Raw genomic sequence first — 17,747 nt, forward strand, 5'->3', positions numbered from 1 at the left:
TGCAACATTCGATTGCAGGCACCGGTCCACTGGAAATGGGGCGCGCCTATGCTCTCCTCTATTATTCGCTGGTCGCCAAGGCTGCCATTCATGTCCGGACGTACCGACCCATTTCGCTATCTGCTGCTCGCCGTAGCCATCGGGCTGCTGGCCGCCTGCAGCCGCCTCGACCTGGCCTACCGCAATCTCGACCTGGTCATCCCCTGGTGGATCAGCAACTACCTCACCCTCGACGACAGCCAGCAAGCCTGGATGACGCCGCGCCTGGAAAAGCACCTCGCCTGGCACTGCAGCACTCAACTGCCGGAATACGTCGCCTGGCTGGAACAACTGGACCAGCTGAGTCAGCGTCCGCAACTGACCGTCACTGACCTGCAAGGCCAATTCGCGCAGGTGCGCGAATCCGTAAACAACATCGCCGTGCAGGTCACCCCCACGGTGCTGGGCCTGGCGAAGGGCCTCTCACCCAAGCAGATGGGCGAACTTTACGTGGCGATGGACGAACGCAATGCGGAACTCCGCGAAGAACATGTCGCGCCGTCCCTTAAGGATCAGGTGACGGCAAGGTCGCTACGGATGCGAGAGCGCGTCGAAGAATGGATGGGGCCGCTACGGGCGAGCCAGCAAGCGCGAATCGACACCTGGGCAAGGCGCCAGGGCGACTACAACCGCATCTGGGCGGAGAACCGCGAGAGTTGGCAGAAGGAGCTGCGCAACGCCCTGTACGGTCGACACGCCTCGAACTTCCCGGCACGTCTGACCGCATTGCTGCAGGAGCCGGATGACTTCTGGACGCCGGATTACCGCAAGGCGTATCCGGCAGCGGAGACATCCCTTGCGCAGCTGCTCGCCGACCTGTTCAACAGCGCCGACGAGCGCCAACGCAATGCCCTGCGCGAATACATTGGCGGAATGATTTCCGACCTCAAGGGGCTGGAGTGCTACCCGCGATGAACGCCCGATCTCAGAGGTCGGGCAGGCGCCAGTCGATCGGTTCCAGTCCGTGTTGGGCAAGGAACTTGTTGCAGCGACTGAAATGGCCATTGCCGAGGAAGCCCCGGTAGGCCGACAGCGGCGACGGATGAGCCGACTTAAGGATCAGGTGCTTGGTGGGGTCGATCAGCCGCTCCTTGCTCTGTGCATGGGAACCCCAGAGCAGGAACACCAGGCGCGGACGGCTCTGGCTCACGACTTCGATGACCTTGTCGGTGAAGGGCTGCCAACCGGCACCGGCGTGGGAGCCGGCACGAGCCTGCTCGACGGTGAGGGAAGTGTTGAGCAGCAACACGCCCTGCTCCGCCCAGGACTGCAGGTAGCCGTGGGAGGGAATCTCGATGTTCAGATCGCGCTTGAGTTCCTTGTAGATGTTCTGCAAGGACGGCGGCGTAGGCACGCCCGGTTGTACCGAGAAGCACAGGCCGTGAGCCTGGCCGGGGCCGTGGTATGGGTCCTGGCCGATGACGACCACCTTCACCTGTTCCAGCGGCGTGGAGTTCAGCGCATTGAAGATCAGCGGCCCCGGCGGGAAGATCACCTTGCCGGCATTCTTTTCCTGGCGCAGGAAGTCGCCCAGGGCCTTCATGTAGGGCTTTTCGAACTCATCCCGCAGGGCTTCTTTCCAGCTCTCTTCGAGCTTGATCCGGTCGTCGCTTTCAGTCATTGCTCTATCAGTTCCGTGGCGGTTGCCGGGGCGCTTCCCGCCCGATGGTCGGGCACCCTAAGAAATGCCCACTACCCTTGTCAATCAAGGACGCCCGGAGCAAGCCCACATGGACAATCGCCACGACACGGTGAAACTTGCGCTCTACGAGCGCTTTCTCAAGGACGCCGGCGCGCTGCCGTCGATGCCTGAGGCCTCCCTGCGCCTGCGCCAATTGCTGACCGGTGACGCCCCTTCCCACGAGCAGGCCAGTGCCCTGCTGGAGACTTATCCCTCCCTGGCCGAACGCCTGATGGAGTTCGCGTCTCTGCCACTGCTCGGCCATATCCAACCTGGAGCGCGGCTCCTGGACGTGGTCAGGCAACTGGATGGCAAGCGCCTCTCCAACCTGGTACTGGCCTTCGAGTTGCATCAGCTGTTCGATGGCAAGGAACCCAGCCTGCGCAAAGTCTTCAACAAGCGCTGGCACCTCAACCTGCAACGAGCCGCCGTCAGCGCCGGCCTGGCCCAGCACCTGCCCCACCTGGAAGAAGAAGATGCCCTGCTGGCGGGCCTGCTGCAGGACATCGGCAGCCTGCCGCTCCTCGAGGAGCTGCACCGATGGCCTCAGGTATCGCGCCTGGAAGTCGACCTGCAGCGGCTCTGCGAACAACTCTCAGCCGAAGTGGGCGTGCTGCTGCTCATTGCCTGGAAACTGCCCGCCAGTCTTCAGGACTGTGCACGCCTGCGCCGCGACTGGTGTCGCCAGCACAAGGGAGCAGTCGACCTGGCCGATGTGGTGCAGGTCGCCAGCCAGTTGCTGGAAGAACCTCGTAACGACGACCGCCTGGCGCGGTTACCGGCATACCAGCGCATGGACCTGCCGACGCCCCAGGTGCTGCGCGCTGAGCTGGCCGAGGTGGTGGCGCTATGGCTCAAGTTGTTGGGTGGTCGGCCACCGGAAGCGGATTGAGGCGTTTGCAGGGTGCGCACGTAGGGCGCCTGGCGCTCTTTTTCCACCATCGGAACCAATCTGAGCTGCCCCCCGTCAAGCACCAAGGGCGAACCGGTGGTCCGCTTGGCGATTGAAATCGCCCCTACAGGAGTCCATCGCGGTTTAGCCCCGGTGCAACACACGGTAGTGACTGGGCGCCATGCCCACAACCTTCCGAAACAGCCGCGAGAAGTAGTAAACGTCCTCGTAACCCAGTTGCTCAGCGATCTGTTTCACGCCTCGGTCACCCTCATCAAGCAGACGACAGGCGTGGGCCATCTTCAGCTGGATGAAGTCCTGGATCGGCGCATGGCCAGTCAGGGCGCGGTAGGTCTTGGCGAAATGGAAGCGCGACAGCTTGAACTGCGCCGCCAGCTGATCGAGATTGAGGCTGTCGTGCAGATGGGCGCGCATTACCGCCTGCACCGCGTCCACGTCCAATACCCGGCCTGACTTGAGATACCCCCGCACCGGCAGCACCGCGAGTGAAGTCAGGAGGGTCTGCAACTGGTGCGCTGCATGGATGAAGTGCGGCAGGTTCAGACCCTGCTTGCGTAATCCCAGCAAGGCGTCGAAATCCGCCAGCAGCCGCGGTTGCACACCAATCCGACGCAACACTGACTTGCCCAGCGGGCGCAGGTAGTCCTCTACCAATTCGCCTTCGAAATGCACCCAGTAGATGCTCCAGGGCCGCTGCGCATCCGCGCCGTAGGCATGGACCTGCCCCTTGGGCAGCAGCAACAGGTCTCCACCGCCCACCTCGAATCGTCCATCCCGGCAGTCCAGCCAGCCCTGCCCGGATCGGCAGTAGATCAGCAGATTGTCTTCAGGTTGATGGCGTTCCATGCGGTGTCCCAGCGCCTCTGGGTAATAGCCCAGGGCCAGCGGGTAGCAGGCGGAAGTCAGCGGGTGGCGGGCCAGCAGGCGACGCAAGCGCGGCGGCGTGGTGAAGCGCACGCCGTTTGCCGGCAAAGGCCAGTTGGAGGTTTCGACGGTGCGGCTCATGTTGGTTCTTGTAGTGGCCTGCAATGCCAAGATCGTCCATCCAACCACCAAGATCGTCAATCCACATCTGTATCGGCGGCCGCTATAAGGGCAAGAAACAACAAGGTCCCGTCTCACGGGTGGAGGACCAGATGCCCCGGACAATTCCGCAGTTGATCGACGGTGAGTGGCGCGACAGCCGCGCCCGCGAACTGATCGAAATCACCGACCCGGCGACCCAGGAAGTCCTTGCCCTGGCCCCCAAGGCCACCGCGGAGGAAATCGAGGCCGCTGTCGCCAGTGCCAAGGCGGCCTTTCTAACCTGGCGCGAAGTGCCGGTCCCCGAGCGCGCCCGGTTGATGCTGCGCTACCAGCAACTGCTCAAGGAGCATCACGACGAATTGGCCGAGCTGCTGGCCAGCGAGACCGGCAAGACCTTCGCCGATGCCAAGGGCGATGTCTGGCGGGGCATCGAGGTGGCCGAGCACGCCGCCAACGTGGCCAGCCTGATGATGGGCGAGACGGTGGAGAACGTCGCCCGCGAAATCGATACGGCCAGCTGGGTGCAACCCTTGGGCGTGTGCGTTGGCATCACCCCCTTCAACTTCCCGGCGATGATCCCGCTATGGATGTTTCCGCTTGCCATCGCCTGCGGCAATACCTTCGTCCTCAAGCCCTCGGAACAGGACCCGCTGACGCCCAACCGCCTCGCCGAGCTGTTCATCGAAGCCGGCGCCCCCAAAGGTGTGCTGCAAGTGCTCCATGGCGGACGCGAACAGGTGGACGCCCTGCTCACCCATCCCGATGTGCGCGCGATTTCCTTCGTCGGCTCGGTTCCAGTGGGCCAGCACATCTACCGAACCGGCACTGCGCACCTGAAGCGGGTGCAAGCCTTTGCCGGCGCCAAGAACCACATGGTGGTGCTGCCCGACGCCAACAAGGACCAGGTGCTCAGCAATCTGATAGGTGCGAGCTGTGGCGCCGCTGGCCAGCGCTGCATGGCCATCAGCGTGGCCATTTTCGTTGGCGAGGCGCGTGAGTGGATCTCGGAATTGGCCGCGCAGATGGCTGAACTGCGTCCCGGCCACTGGAAGGACGCCCATTCCGCCTTCGGCCCCTTGATCAGCCAGCAGGCTCGCCAACGCGTCCTGCGCTTGATCGCCGAAGGCAAGGCGGAAGGTGCGCAATGCCTGCTAGACGGTTCGCAGTGCGAGGTGCCCGGCTATCCAAACGGCAACTGGCTTGGCCCCACCCTCTTCCGTGGCGTAACCGCGAAGATGGGTCTGTACCGTGAGGAAATATTCGGCCCGGTGCTGGTGTGCATGGAAGTGGACAACCTGGAAGACGCCATCACCCTGGTGAATGCCAATCCCTACGGCAACGGCACCAGTCTGTTCACCCGTTCCGGCGGCGCCGCGCGGCACTTCCAGCATGCGGTTGAAGTGGGACAGGTGGGGATCAACGTCCCCATCCCCGTGCCCCTTCCGTTCTTTTCCTTCACTGGTTGGAAAGGCTCTTTCTATGGCGACCTGCACGCCTACGGCAAGCAGGCGGTGCGCTTCTACACCGAAACCAAGACGGTCACCTCCCGCTGGTTCGATGACAGTCCGGTCACCGGCCCGAACCTGACCATCCAGCTGAAGTAGCGGCAAACTCATTCGCCAAGCGGTGCCCAGCATCGCCCGGGACCGAGCAAAGGCAGACGACATATGGATTTCGACCTCACAGAAGAACAACGCCTGCTGGTGGATAGCGCCCGCGCCTTCGCCCGCCACGAATTGATGCCCTTTGCCGCAGACTGGGACCGCAACCACCACTTCCCGCTGGAGGAGATACGGCGCGCTGCGGAACAGGGTTTCCTGGCGCTCTATATCGCTGAAGAAGATGGCGGCCTGGGCCTTTCCCGGCTCAGTGCCTCGCTGATCTTTGAACAGCTCGCGGCAGGCTGCGTAGCCACCACCGCCTACCTGACCATCCATAACATGGCCACCTGGATGCTCGCGTCCTTCGGTGATGCCGAGCTGAAGGCACGCTGGCTGCCAGGGCTGATCGGCGGCGAACTGCTCGCCTCGTACTGCCTGACGGAGCCGGACGCAGGCTCCGATGCAGCCAACCTGCGTACCCGCGCTCGCCGCGATGGCGACCACTATGTGCTGGACGGCAGCAAATGCTTCATTTCCGGCGCTGGCAGTACACAGGTGCTGATTGTCATGGCGCGCACCGGGCAAGATGGCGCCAAGGGCATTTCGTGCTTCCTGGTGCCGGCCGATGCCGAAGGTATCCGCTACGGCCGCAACGAAGACAAGATGGGCTGGCGTGCCCAGCCCACCCGCACCATCACCTTCGAAGGCGTGCGCATTCCTGCCGCAAATCGCATAGGCCCGGAAGGCCAGGGCTTCGTCTATGCCATGAAAGGCCTGGACGGCGGTCGTCTGAATATCGCCAGCTGCTCACTCGGTGCCGCCCAGGCGGCACTGGAACAGAGCTTGCGCTACGTGGAGGAACGCAAGCAGTTCGGCAAGCCTCTGGCCGACTTCCAGGCATTGCAGTTCAAGCTGGCCGACATGCTCACGGCACTCACCGCCAGTCGGCAGATGGTGCGCCTGGCCGCCTACCGCCTGGACCAGCGCCACGCCGAGGCCAGCCTCTATTGCGCGATGGCCAAGCGCTTTGCCACCGACCAGTGCTTCGAGCTGTGCAACGAGGCCCTGCAACTGCATGGCGGCTACGGTTATCTGAACGACTATCCTCTGGAGCGCTGGGTACGGGATACCCGGGTGCACCAGATACTCGAAGGCACCAATGAGATCATGCGCGTCATTGTGGCGCGCCGTTTACTGGAACAAGGCGGAGCCATCGACCGCCTGCTGTAAGGAGATGCACATGTCTACTGCCGTTGAACCCTACCAGCCCGGAATCTTCGACCTGACCCACAAGTTGACGGTGGAAAAACACGGCCACACCGCACTCATCACCATCAACCATCCGCCGGCCAACACCTGGGATCGTGAGTCGCTGATCGGTCTCAAGCAACTGATCGCGCACCTCAACCACGACGACCAGATCTACGCGCTGGTGGTAACCGGCCAGGGGCCGAAGTTCTTCAGTGCCGGGGCAGACCTCAATCTCTTCGCCGATGGCGACAAGGCCCGTGCCCGCGAAATGGCCCGACGCTTCGGCGAGGCGTTCGAAGCCCTGCGGGATTTTCGTGGCGTGTCCATCGCTGCAATCAACGGCTATGCCATGGGTGGCGGCCTGGAATGTGCCTTGGCCTGCGATATCCGCATTGCCGAACGCCAGGCGCAGATGGCGTTGCCGGAGGCCGCTGTTGGCCTGCTGCCTTGCGCGGGCGGCACCCAGGCGCTGTCCTGGACGGTGGGTGAAGGCTGGGCCAAGCGCATGATCCTCTGCGGCGAGCGCGTGGATGCCGAAACCGCCCTGCGCATCGGCCTGGTGGAGCAGGTCGTGGACAGCGGCGAAGCCCGTGGCACTGCCTTGCTGCTCGCCGCCAAGGTGGCGCGCCAGAGCCCTGTCGCGGTACGCACCATCAAGCCGCTGATCCAGGGCGCGCGGGAGCGTGGGCCGAACAGCTGGCTGTCGGAAGAACGCGAGCGCTTCGTCGACCTGTTCGATGCCGAGGACACCCGCGAAGGCGTCAACGCCTTCCTGGAAAAGCGCGACCCGCACTGGCGCAATAAATGACCTCGAGCCCGACGAGAACGATCATGAATGTGAGTTTCGAAGAACGCAGCGGCCTCCACGGTGCGCGCATCGGCATCGCCAGCCTGGACGCCGAAACCAGCCTCAACGCCCTTTCCCTGCCGATGATCGAGGCTCTGGACGCGAAACTGCGCGCCTGGGCCGATGACCCGGAAATCGTCTGCGTACTGCTACGCGGCAACGGCCCCAAGGCGTTCTGCGCTGGTGGCGATGTCCGTAAGCTGGTGGATGCGTGCCGCGAGCATCCCGGCGTGGTGCCGCCACTGGCGGGCCGCTTCTTCTCTGATGAATACCGGCTCGACCATCGCATCCACACCTACCCCAAACCGCTGATCTGCTGGGCACACGGCCATGTGCTGGGCGGTGGCATGGGGCTGATGCAGGGTGCATCCATCCGCATCGTCACGCCCTCCAGTCGCCTGGGCATGCCGGAGATCAACATCGGTCTCTATCCCGATGTGGGCGGCAGTTGGTTCCTCGCCCGCCTGCCGGGCAAGCTCGGCCTGTTCCTCGGCCTCGGTGCCGGCACAATCAACGCCCGCGATGCCCTGGACCTCGACCTTGCCGACCGCTTCCTGCTGGAAGATCAGCAGGATGCCCTGGTTGCAGGGCTGATCCAGCTCAATTGGCGCGACCACCCCGAAGCCCAGCTCAACAGCCTGCTCAAGGCGCTGGAGCACGAAGCCCGCGGCCACCTGCCGGAGGCCCAGTGGCTGCCACGGCGCCAGCGTATCGACGAGCTGCTGGATGTGCCCGACCTGCCTGCTGCCTGGAAGGCCATTGCCGCTCTACAGCATGACAGCGACGTGCCACTGGCACGTGCCGCCAAGACCCTTGTTGGCGGCTGCCCGCTCACCGCACACCTGGTGTGGGAACAGATACGCCGGGCGAAGCACCTCTCCCTGGCTGAAGTGTTCCGCATGGAATACGCCATGAGCCTGAATTGCTGCCGTCATCCGGAGTTTCCCGAGGGGGTGCGTGCCCGACTCATCGACAAGGACAACGCCCCGCGCTGGCACTGGCCGGATGTGACGGCCATTCCCCGTGCCGTGATCGAGGCCCATTTCGAGCCGGTGTGGGAAGGCCGGCATCCGCTGGACGATCTCTGACAACTCGCCCGACGCCACACGCGTCGGGCCAAGGAGAAACACGATGAGCAAGATCGCCTTTATCGGACTTGGCCACATGGGCCTGCCCATGGCCCGCAACCTGCTCAAGGCTGGACACGAGCTAAGCGTCTACGACCTGGTTCAGGCCGCCGTCGACGAGCTGGCGGCCGAGGGCGCCAAGTCGGCCCGAGACGCTCGTGACGCGGTCAGCGACGCCCAAGTCGTCATCACGATGTTGCCGGCGAGCAAACATGTGGAAGGTCTGCTGCTGGGTAGCGGGGGGTTGCTGGAGTCCATTGCCCCCGGCAGCGTAGTGCTGGAATGCTCGACCATTGCCCCGGAATCCGCACGCAAGGTACACGCAGCCGCCAAGGCCAAGGGTATCGAACTGCTGGATGCTCCGGTGTCAGGAGGCACCGCAGGCGCCGCCGCTGGCACCCTGACGTTCATGGTGGGCGGCGAGGCGGCAACGCTGGAGAAAGCACGACCGGTGTTCCAGGCCATGGGCAAGAACATTTTTCACGCGGGTCCCGACGGCGCCGGCCAGGTGGCCAAAGTCTGCAACAACCAGCTGCTGGCAGTGCAGATGATCGGCACTGCGGAGTCCATGGCCCTGGGCGTGGCCAATGGCCTGGACCCGGCCGTGCTGGCCGAGATCATGCGCCAGAGTTCGGGCGGCAACTGGGTGCTTGAACGCTACAACCCCTGGCCGGGGGTGATGCCCAACGCGCCGGCGAGCAAGGACTACGATGGCGGCTTCATGGCCGAACTGATGGCCAAGGACCTTGGGCTGGCCCAGGAGACGGCACAGGTCAGCCTCTCCAGCACTCCGATGGGCGCTCTGGCGCTGCAGCTCTATCGCCTGCTGCTCAAGCAGGGCAAGGGCAAGAAGGACTTCTCGGTGGTGCAGAAGCTGTTCGCGGAGTGAGTCAGCGATACCTTCCTTGTAGGAGCGAATTCATTCGCGAACAAATTCGCTCCTACAGGTCGATCACCGCTCCCGCAACGCTTCGGCGCGGGCCTTGATGATGGGCTTGAGCAGATAACTCAGGATGCTCTTCTTACCGGTCATGATGTCGACCGAGGCCACCATGCCAGGGATGATCAACAGCGGGTTCTGTTCGCTTCCCAGATGGCTTTTCTGGGTGCGCAACTTGATCAGGTAGAAGCTGTTGCCTTCATCGTCGGTAATGGTGTCCGCGCCGATCTGCTCGAGGTCCGCAGTCAACCCACCGTAGATGGTGAAGTCATAGGCGGTGAACTTGACCATGGCGCTCTGCCCGGGGTGCAGGAAGGCGATGTCCTGCGGGCGGATGCGCGCTTCCACCAGCAGCGTGTCGTCCAGCGGGACGATTTCCACAAGGTCGCTGCCCGGCTGGATCACACCACCGATGGTGTTGACCAGCAACTGCTTGACGATACCCCGCACTGGCGACGTGACCAGCGTGCGCTTGACACGGTCCTCCAGGGCCTTGCCGGTGGCATTGGCCTTGTTCAGCTCGGTGCGTGCCTCGTTGAGCTGGGCCAGCGCCTCGCTGCGGAAGCGCGAGCGGGTCTCGGCGATCTTGCGCTCGGCTTCCTTGATCGCCGATTCCGCACGGGGAATGGCCAGGCTGGTAGCTTCCAGCTCGCCGCGATTCTCCACTTCGGCGCGGCGCAGGCGCAGGACCTCCACCTTGGAAATCGCCCCCTGGGCCACGAGTGGCTCGGAAATGGCGATTTCCTGACGCAGGAGCTGCAAGCTGTTGCGGTACTGGCCCTGCTTGGAGATGAACTCCTGCAGCTCCTGGCAGCGCTGCACCAGTTGCTCTTCGAGTCCGGCCACCTCCTCCTGCAGTTGCTGCTGGCGGCTGCGGTAAAGGGCGTCTTCACTGTTCGCCTGCTCGGGCGCGAGCTTACGCAGCTCTTCGGAAATCTGCAGCGGGCGGTCGTCCACCTCGGCGCTCAGGCGCTCCACCCGCAGCTGCATGGCGTTGCGGTCAGCTTCGGTTTCACCGACGTTGGACTCGAAGCGGGTCGGGTCCAGACGCAGCAGCGGGTCACCAACCTCCACCACCTGGCCCTCGTGAATGAACAGTTCGGAAACGATGCCGCCTTCCAGGTTCTGCACCTTCTGCAACTTGGAAGATGGAATCGCCTTGCCTTCGCCACGAGTGACCTCGTCCACCTGGGCGAAGTGCGCCCAGAGCAGCATGAACAGGGTGAAGCCGATGAGCGTCCAGATGGTCAGGCGCACCACGCGCGGCGCATCCTCCACCAGGGCTTTGTTGACCTCCGGCAGCGGCTGATCGGAAAGCGAATCGCCACCCTTGAAGTACTGGCGCAGTGCACCGAAACCCTTATGCGACACTGATCTGCCCCTTCTTCAGTGCTTCCATGACCGCTTCCTTCGGACCGTCGGCGATGACCCGGCCACGGTCGATGATCAACAGACGGTCCACCAGCGAAAGCATCGAGGCACGGTGCGTGACCAGCAGCAGGGTCTTGTTGGCGATTACCGCGGATAGACGTTCCTTGAGACGTTCTTCGCCAGGGTTGTCCATGGAGCTGGTTGGTTCGTCGAGCAGCAGGATTGGCGGATCCAGCAGCAGTGCGCGGGACAGGGCGACGTTCTGCCGCTGGCCGCCGGAGAGGTTCTGACCACGCTCGCCGACCTGCAACTCATAGCCCTGCGGGTGCATCCGGGCGAACTCGTGCACGCCGGACAACTCGGCTGCCTGCAATACCAGCTCGTCTTCCACATAGCGGGCGCCGGACATGAGGTTGTCGCGCAGGGTGCCGCTGAACAGCTGGATGTCCTGGGGTACATAGCCGACGTTGTGGCGCAGCTCGCTGACGTCCAGCTGGCGGATGTCGGTGCCGTCCACCAGCAGGCTGCCCGAGTCGGCCTGGTAGAGGCCTACGATCAACTTGGCCAGGGAACTCTTGCCCGAGCCGCTGCGGCCAATGATGCCGATCTTCTCCCCCGGGCGGATGATCAGGTTGACCTCGCTGAGCGCAGGCGTCTGCTGATGCGGGTAGGTGAAGTTGATCTGCCGCAGTTCGAGGCTGCCCTGCAGCTTTGAACGTACCAGGGGCTGTTCGCTTTCCTGGCGTTCCTGGGGCAGGTCCATCATCTGGTCCACGGACTTCATGGTCAGGCGTGCCTGCTGGTAGCGGGTCAGCAGGCCGGAAAGCTGGGTCAGCGGACCGAGGGCACGACCGTTGAGCATGTAGCACGCGATCAGGCCGCCCATGCTGAGGTCGCCGGCCATGATCAGGTAGACGCCGGCGACGATCATCACCACGCCCGCCAGCTGCTGGATCATCAGCGTCAGGTTCATTGCCAGGCTGGAGAGCATCTTTACCCGTAGCTCGAGGCGGCCCAGGGTGCCGATGGTCTGTTCCCAGAGGTACTGGCGGTCGCTTTCAGCGTTGTTGACCTTCACCGCATCGAGGCCGGCGAGGGTTTCGATCAGGCTCGACTGGCGCTCGGCGGCCAGCGCCATGGTGCGATCCATGGTCGCCACCAGCGGCTTCTGCAACAGCCAGCTGATAGCCATGGCGAGCGGGAACGCCAGGATCGGCACCCACACCAGGTGACCGCCGAGCAAGCCGATCACCAGCAGGATCAACAGGGTAAACGGCAGGTCGATGACACTGGTCATCGTCAGTGAGGCCAGGAAGTCCCGAAGCGTCTGGAACTCGTGGATGTTCTGGGCGAAGCTGCCGACCCGCGCCGGTCGGTACTTCATCGCCATACCGACGATGCGCTCGAACAGGGTCGCGGAAATGATCAGGTCGGTCTTCTTCCCGGCCAGATCCAGGCACAGGCCGCGCATGGTCTTGAGCAAAAGGTCGAACAGGTAGGCGCCGGAGATACCGATGGCCAGCACCCAAAGAGTGGCGACGGCCTGGTTGGGCACCACGCGGTCATAGACGTTCATCACGAAGAGCGGAGCGCCAAGGCCGATCAGGTTGATCAGCAGGCTGGCGGCAACCGCATCGGTGTAGAGCCAGCGCGAGCGCTTGAGAGTGTCGCGGAACCAGGATTTGGTGCGCGGGATGAGGCTGCCCTGGTTGAGGTCGTACTTGTGCTGCGGCTGGGCAAAGAACACCTGGCCGCTGTAGTCCTCCTGCAGCAGCTCGCGAGTGACCTTCACCTCGCCACCGTCGCTCTCGCTGAGCAGCAGGCGTGCACTGCCGTCGTCGTCCCAACCGAGCATCACCGCGCAACGGCCTTCCTTGAGCAGCAGCAAGGCCGGCATGGCGATCTTCGGAATCTGCTCCAGACGACGCTGCAGCAAGCGGCCCTGCAGGCCGACGCGGGCTGCGGCGCGAGGCAGCAGTTCGGCGGTCAGGCGTTGCTTGGGCAGCGGCAGGCCACTGGTGAGCATGGCCCGATTGGCAGGTTTTCTGTGCAGGACACAAAGGGACAGCAACGAGTCGAGCAAAGGATCGTCATGCTGACCGCGGGGATCGGTATTGATGTGAACTCGACTGACTTCTGGATCCACGCCTGGATTCTCTGCTCTGGGTTCTACGGGTATCAGGTCCCAGGCCGGATGCCGGCGGCGCAGGAGGGAGGTGAACTCCCCGCTGCGCCATGCGGATCCGAATCAGGTACCTAGTTCAGGCCGGGGAGTGTTGCTTCTGGCTTGAGTTCGGTCTGCACGACCGTGGCCATAGGTGCCACCACTCCCTGGCTCTTCAGCAACTCGCCTATGGTCGCCTTGATGCGGTACTGAGTAAACAGCTCGGTGTAACGCAGGTCCACCAGGCGACGCGAGGCGGTGAACAGCTCGTTTTCGCTGTCCAGGAGGTCGAGCAGGGTACGTTCGCCGATGCTGAATTGCTGCTGGTAGGACTCACGCACACGGGTGCTGTAGTCGACGTATTGCTGGGCGATCGGCAGTTGCTCGCGAGCATTGCCGAGAGCGTTCCAGGACAGGCCCAGCTCTTCGTTCAACACGCGCAGGGCGTTGTTGCGGATATCCAGCGCTTCGTTGACCTGGTAGGCCTTGGACTCCAGGTCCGCTTTGTTGCTACCGCCAGCGAACAGGTTGTAACGCATGCGCAACATCGCCTGCCACTCGTTGACGTGGCCGTTCTCACCGTCCAGATCATTGTCCGCTCCGCGGGACAATTCCGCGTCGAAGCGCGGGTAGAAGAAGGACTTGGCGGCATCGTACTGTTTCTCGGCAGCAGCGACGTCGGACTCGGCGGAACGCAGGATCGGGCTATTGGCCAGCAGGGTCTGGCGGGCGCCCTCGAGGGATTCCGGCAATTGCCCCGGCAGGCCGGCCGGCTCGCTCAGGTCCACCGGGTCCATGCCCACGACGCTGTAGTAGTTGGTGCGGGCGTCGCTGAGGTTGGTCTGCTCTGTGATCAGGTTGTTACGGGCTTGGGCCAGACGTGCTTCCGCCTGGTCCTGGTCGGCCAGACGCCCTACCCCGCGCTCGCTGCGCAGGCTGATCTGATCGAAGATTCTCTCGTGGCTGCGCAGGTTGGCCTGGGCCAGTCGCACCATTTCTTCACGGCGCAGCACATCTATGTAGACCTGGGCCACGTCCAGCGCGGTGCGCTCGGAGGTCCCGAGCAGCGAGTAGGCACGGGAATTCACGGTGGCCTGCTGGCGGCCGACTTCGTTCTGCGTGGCAAAGCCGTCGAACACCATTTGTTGCAGGCGCAGGCTGGACTCACCACGGGTCATGGTCTTCCAGTGGTCATTGCCCGTGGCACGGGTGGTGGTGTTGTCGGTGCTTTCACGGCCATAACCGCCCAGCAGGTCGACGGACGGTAGGTAGCCGCCCTTGGCCGCCTTCAGTTGTTTGTCAGCCGAAAGACGACTGTTGACCCCTGCCTGGATTTCCGGATGCACATCCATGGCACGCTGCATGGCTTCAGAAAGGCTCTGTGCTTGTACGGGAAGGCTCGCCGCCAGGGCAAATGGGAGGAAGGTGGAGAGTCTCAGACGCATGTTCTTGGCATCCTTTTCGTTGAATTGGAGGTCCTGAAACTTCACCGGAGCTTGCTTCCTGCCCAGGCCAGGTTTCGTGAATCACATCACATCAGAAGCTGCCAGATGAGGAAGCAAATATCAAAGTGACAGCATGGAATTGATTGTTTAGGATGGAAGTCAATTGGTCAATACTTTGGCATATATGCAATAGCCAATTGTAATAAGCCAATATATTGGCGCCACCTTTTCGCCATGCATTAAATATAGATAGGGAATGTCAGTCCTGCGCAAAGTCCTCGTTATTCGACTCCAGTGACGACAAGCCAGCTGAAAGCCAATTCAGGAGAGTCACCCCATGAGCAGTGTTATTGCGATCGTCAAAAGCATTGTTGGCCAGGTTTTCGCAATGTCCCCGGAAGGGTTCCAGCGCCTGCTCGTAGAAGGTGACCGCCTATTCAAGGGTGACCAGTTACAGACGGGCATCGAGGGGATGGTGACTCTCGAGCTCACTGACGGCCGCACCGTCGATCTGGGCCGCGACACGCAATGGAGCGAGTCCGACGCCGTCGCCAGCGTCGAAACACTGCCTGCCCAGGCTGCTTCCCCGACGCCCGCCGATGACGTTGCTCAACTGCAGAAGGCCATCGAGGCAGGCGTCGACCCGACCAAGGAACTCGAAGCCACTGCGGCAGGCCCGGGCGCTGGTGGCGCTGGCGGTGGTGCCGCTGGTGGCGGCCACAGTTTCGTGATGCTGGATGCGACGGCCGACCGCGTCGACCCGACCATTGGATTCTCCACGGGAATCGAGCCACTGGCCGGAGAAGTGCTGGCGGAAGAAGACAACACACCGACTGTAGATGCCACGCTTCCGTCGAATGACGGCCAACAGCCCACCCCTGAACTGCCGGACAGCCCCAACGCGTCCCCGCAAGGCCAGGACGCCAGCCTGACCACCGACGAAGACACCCCAGTGAAGGGGCAACTGGGCGCCACCGACCCCGACGGCGACCCGCTCACCTACACGCCCGGCGACGTTCCGCGCAACGGCACCGTTGTGATCAACCCGGACGGTTCCTACACCTACACACCCAACCCGAACTTCAACGGCACCGATACCTTCACCGTAATTGTCGATGACGGCAAAGGCGGCACCGACACAATCGTCGTCACTATCGGCGTGAATCCGGTGAACGACGCTCCCGTTGCGGCCAACGACGGCCCGGCTGCAGTGACCGAGGACACTCCTGCCACCGGCAATGTCCTGACCAACGACAGCGACGCCGACGGCGATAGCCTGACCGTCACCCAGTTCACCGTTGGCGGAACCACCTACACCGCCGGCCAGACTGCCACCCTCACCGGCGTTGGCACCCTGGTCATCAATGCCAATGGCTCCTACACCTTCACCCCGGCACCGAACTACAACGGCCCGGTGCCGACCGCGACCTACACCGTCACCGACGGTACCGCCACCGATACCGGCGAACTGAGCTTCGGCAACGTGAGCCCGGTAGACGATGCCTCCGCCCTGGTCGCCGACAGCAACACCGTGGCCGAGGACAACCCGGCCACCGGCAACGTGCTGGGCAACGACAGCGATGTGGATAACACCCTCACCGTCGCCAGCTTCAGCGTGGCCGGCGTCAATGGCACCTTCACCGCCGGCACCACCGCCACTATCAATGGCATCGGCAGCCTGGTGATCAATGCCGACGGCACCTACACCTTCACGCCGAATGCCAACTGGAACGGCGCGGTACCGCAGGTCAGCTACACCACCAACACCGGCAGCAGCTCGACACTGAACATCAGCGTCACGCCGGTGAACGATGCTCCGGTCGCCGCTAACGATGGCCCCGTCCCGGTCACCGAGGACACCCCGGCCATCGGCAATGTGCTGACCAACGACAGCGATGTGGAAGGCGATACCCTCACCGTCACCCAATTCACCGTGGGCGGGACCACCTACACCGCCGGCCAGACCGCCACCCTCAGCGGCGCTGGCACCCTGGTGATCAACAGTGACGGCAGCTTCACCTTCACTCCGACACCGAACTACAACGGCCCGGTGCCGACCGCGACCTATACCGTCACCGACGGTACCGCCACCGATACCGCTGAGCTGAGCTTCGGCAACGTCAGCCCGGTCAATGACGCACCGGTCGCCAGCAATGACGGCCCGATTGCCGTGACCGAAGACACCCCGGCCACCGGCAACGTGCTGACCAATGACAGCGACGCCGACGGCGATACCCTGACAGTTACCGGCTTCAGCTTCGGCGGTGCCAGTTACCTGGCCGGCCAGACCGCGACCATCAATGGCGTCGGCACCCTGGTCATCAATGCCAACGGCAGCTTCACCTTTACTCCGTCGCAGAACTACAACGGCCCGGTGCCGACCGCGACCTATACCGTCACCGACGGCACGGCCACTGATACCGCCGAGCTGAGCTTCGGCAACGTCAGCCCGGTGAACAACGCACCGCTCGCCAGCAACGACGGCCCGGTCCCGGTCATCGAGGACCTCGCGGCGGTTGGCAATGTCCTGACCAACGACAGCGACGTCGACAACGACACCCTGACCGTCACTCAGTTCGAAGTGAGCGGCAGCACGTATCTGGCCGGCCAGACTGCCACCCTCGCGGGCGTCGGCACCCTGGTGATCAACGCCAACGGCAGCTTCACCTTCACCCCGGCGCCGAACTACAACGGCCCGGTGCCGACCGCGACCTATACCGTCACCGACGGCACTGCCACCGATACCGCCGAGCTGAGCTTCGGCAACGTCATCCCGGTCGACGACGCGTCGGTCCTGGTCGCCGACAGCAACACCGTGGCCGAAGACAACCCGGCTACTGGCAACGTTCTGGGTAACGACAGCGATGTGGATAACACCCTCACCGTCGCCACCTTCAGCATCAATGGCGTGCCCGGCACCTTCACCGCAGGCTCCAGCGCCGTCATCGCCGGTGTCGGCACCCTGACCATCGCCGCTAGCGGCAACTACACCTTCACCCCGGTGCAGAACTGGAACGGTGCGGTGCCGGAAGTCAGCTACACCACCAATACCGGCAGCAGCTCGACGCTGAACATCAGCGTCACGCCTGTGAACGACGCGCCGGAAACCAACGCCGCCAGCGGCTCGGGCAATGAAGACAGCCCGATCACCGTCAACCTCAGCGGCTCGGATATCGATGGCAGTGTCGACCACTTCGTCATCAAGACCCTGCCCACCGACGGCACCCTGATGTTCGACGGCGTGCCGTTGGTGATCGGTTCGGTCGTGCCAGCCAACGCCAATGGCGCCAGTGTCACCTTCGTGCCCAACGCCAACTGGAACGGCACCACCACCTTCCAGTA

13 protein-coding genes are annotated in these 17,747 nt (G+C 63.3%); 8 read left to right on the forward strand and 5 right to left on the reverse strand.

Annotation, left to right across the window (positions count from 1 at the left end; all coding sequences use genetic code 11):
- The first annotated feature begins 90 nt into the window (after positions 1-90).
- Complete coding sequence (locus tag E8E75_RS22625) at positions 91-954, forward strand: DUF6279 family lipoprotein (protein WP_120652514.1); 864 nt, start codon at positions 91-93, stop codon at positions 952-954.
- Positions 955-964: 10 nt separating this feature from the next.
- Here the strand turns inward: E8E75_RS22625 and ung are convergent, their stop codons facing one another.
- Positions 965-1,660, reverse strand: coding sequence for a uracil-DNA glycosylase (gene ung, locus E8E75_RS22630; protein WP_120652515.1), 696 nt, complete (start codon positions 1,658-1,660; stop codon positions 965-967).
- Between the two features lie 109 nt (positions 1,661-1,769).
- Here ung and E8E75_RS22635 point away from each other — a divergent pair, with 109 nt between their 5' ends.
- The gene (locus tag E8E75_RS22635; RefSeq protein WP_120652516.1) at positions 1,770-2,612 is read left to right on the forward strand and encodes an HDOD domain-containing protein; all 843 of its coding nucleotides are present in this window, start codon (positions 1,770-1,772) and stop codon (positions 2,610-2,612) included.
- 144 nt (positions 2,613-2,756) lie between these two features.
- Here the strand turns inward: E8E75_RS22635 and E8E75_RS22640 are convergent, their stop codons facing one another.
- Positions 2,757-3,638 (reverse strand): AraC family transcriptional regulator, encoded by an 882-nt coding sequence (locus E8E75_RS22640; protein ID WP_120652517.1) that lies wholly within the window; start codon positions 3,636-3,638, stop codon positions 2,757-2,759.
- Between the two features lie 131 nt (positions 3,639-3,769).
- On the opposite strand from E8E75_RS22640, the gene E8E75_RS22645 reads away from it, so the two are divergent.
- The 5 genes from E8E75_RS22645 to mmsB all read left to right on the forward strand — a co-directional run bounded on the left by E8E75_RS22645 (position 3,770) and on the right by mmsB (position 9,374).
- Positions 3,770-5,263 (forward strand): CoA-acylating methylmalonate-semialdehyde dehydrogenase, encoded by a 1,494-nt coding sequence (locus E8E75_RS22645; RefSeq protein ID WP_120652518.1) that lies wholly within the window; start codon positions 3,770-3,772, stop codon positions 5,261-5,263.
- Positions 5,264-5,326: 63 nt separating this feature from the next.
- Positions 5,327-6,490 (forward strand): isobutyryl-CoA dehydrogenase, encoded by a 1,164-nt coding sequence (locus E8E75_RS22650; protein ID WP_153922056.1) that lies wholly within the window; start codon positions 5,327-5,329, stop codon positions 6,488-6,490.
- Positions 6,491-6,500: 10 nt separating this feature from the next.
- Entirely contained in the window at positions 6,501-7,319 is an 819-nt protein-coding gene (locus E8E75_RS22655; protein ID WP_153922053.1) for an enoyl-CoA hydratase, read from the forward strand.
- A 23-nt stretch (positions 7,320-7,342) separates the two neighbouring features.
- A complete protein-coding gene (locus E8E75_RS22660; protein WP_153922050.1) occupies positions 7,343-8,446 on the forward strand; it encodes an enoyl-CoA hydratase/isomerase family protein in 1,104 nt (367 codons plus the stop codon).
- A gap of 43 nt (positions 8,447-8,489) precedes the next feature.
- Positions 8,490-9,374, forward strand: a complete 885-nt coding sequence (mmsB, locus tag E8E75_RS22665) for a 3-hydroxyisobutyrate dehydrogenase (RefSeq protein WP_153922047.1) — start codon at positions 8,490-8,492, stop codon at positions 9,372-9,374.
- A gap of 63 nt (positions 9,375-9,437) precedes the next feature.
- On the opposite strand, the gene E8E75_RS22670 is transcribed toward mmsB, so the two are convergent.
- From E8E75_RS22670 to E8E75_RS22680, 3 genes are all read right to left on the reverse strand, one after another.
- Complete coding sequence (locus tag E8E75_RS22670) at positions 9,438-10,796, reverse strand: HlyD family type I secretion periplasmic adaptor subunit (RefSeq protein ID WP_280359805.1); 1,359 nt, start codon at positions 10,794-10,796, stop codon at positions 9,438-9,440.
- Complete coding sequence (locus E8E75_RS22675; RefSeq protein WP_280359806.1) at positions 10,786-12,942, reverse strand: type I secretion system permease/ATPase; 2,157 nt, start codon at positions 12,940-12,942, stop codon at positions 10,786-10,788. The genes E8E75_RS22670 and E8E75_RS22675 overlap by 11 nt, the downstream gene beginning before the upstream one ends.
- Before the next feature lie 110 nt (positions 12,943-13,052).
- The gene (locus E8E75_RS22680) at positions 13,053-14,405 is read right to left on the reverse strand and encodes a TolC family outer membrane protein (RefSeq protein ID WP_153922041.1); all 1,353 of its coding nucleotides are present in this window, start codon (positions 14,403-14,405) and stop codon (positions 13,053-13,055) included.
- A 337-nt stretch (positions 14,406-14,742) separates the two neighbouring features.
- Between E8E75_RS22680 and E8E75_RS22685 the strand changes: the two genes are divergently transcribed.
- On the forward strand, positions 14,743-17,747 hold a 3,005-nt coding region (locus tag E8E75_RS22685), incomplete at its 3' end, for a retention module-containing protein (RefSeq protein WP_280359807.1).

This window comes from Pseudomonas sp. BN606 (genome assembly GCF_029873115.1).
In the GTDB taxonomy this organism is placed as follows: Bacteria; Pseudomonadota; Gammaproteobacteria; order Pseudomonadales; family Pseudomonadaceae; genus Metapseudomonas.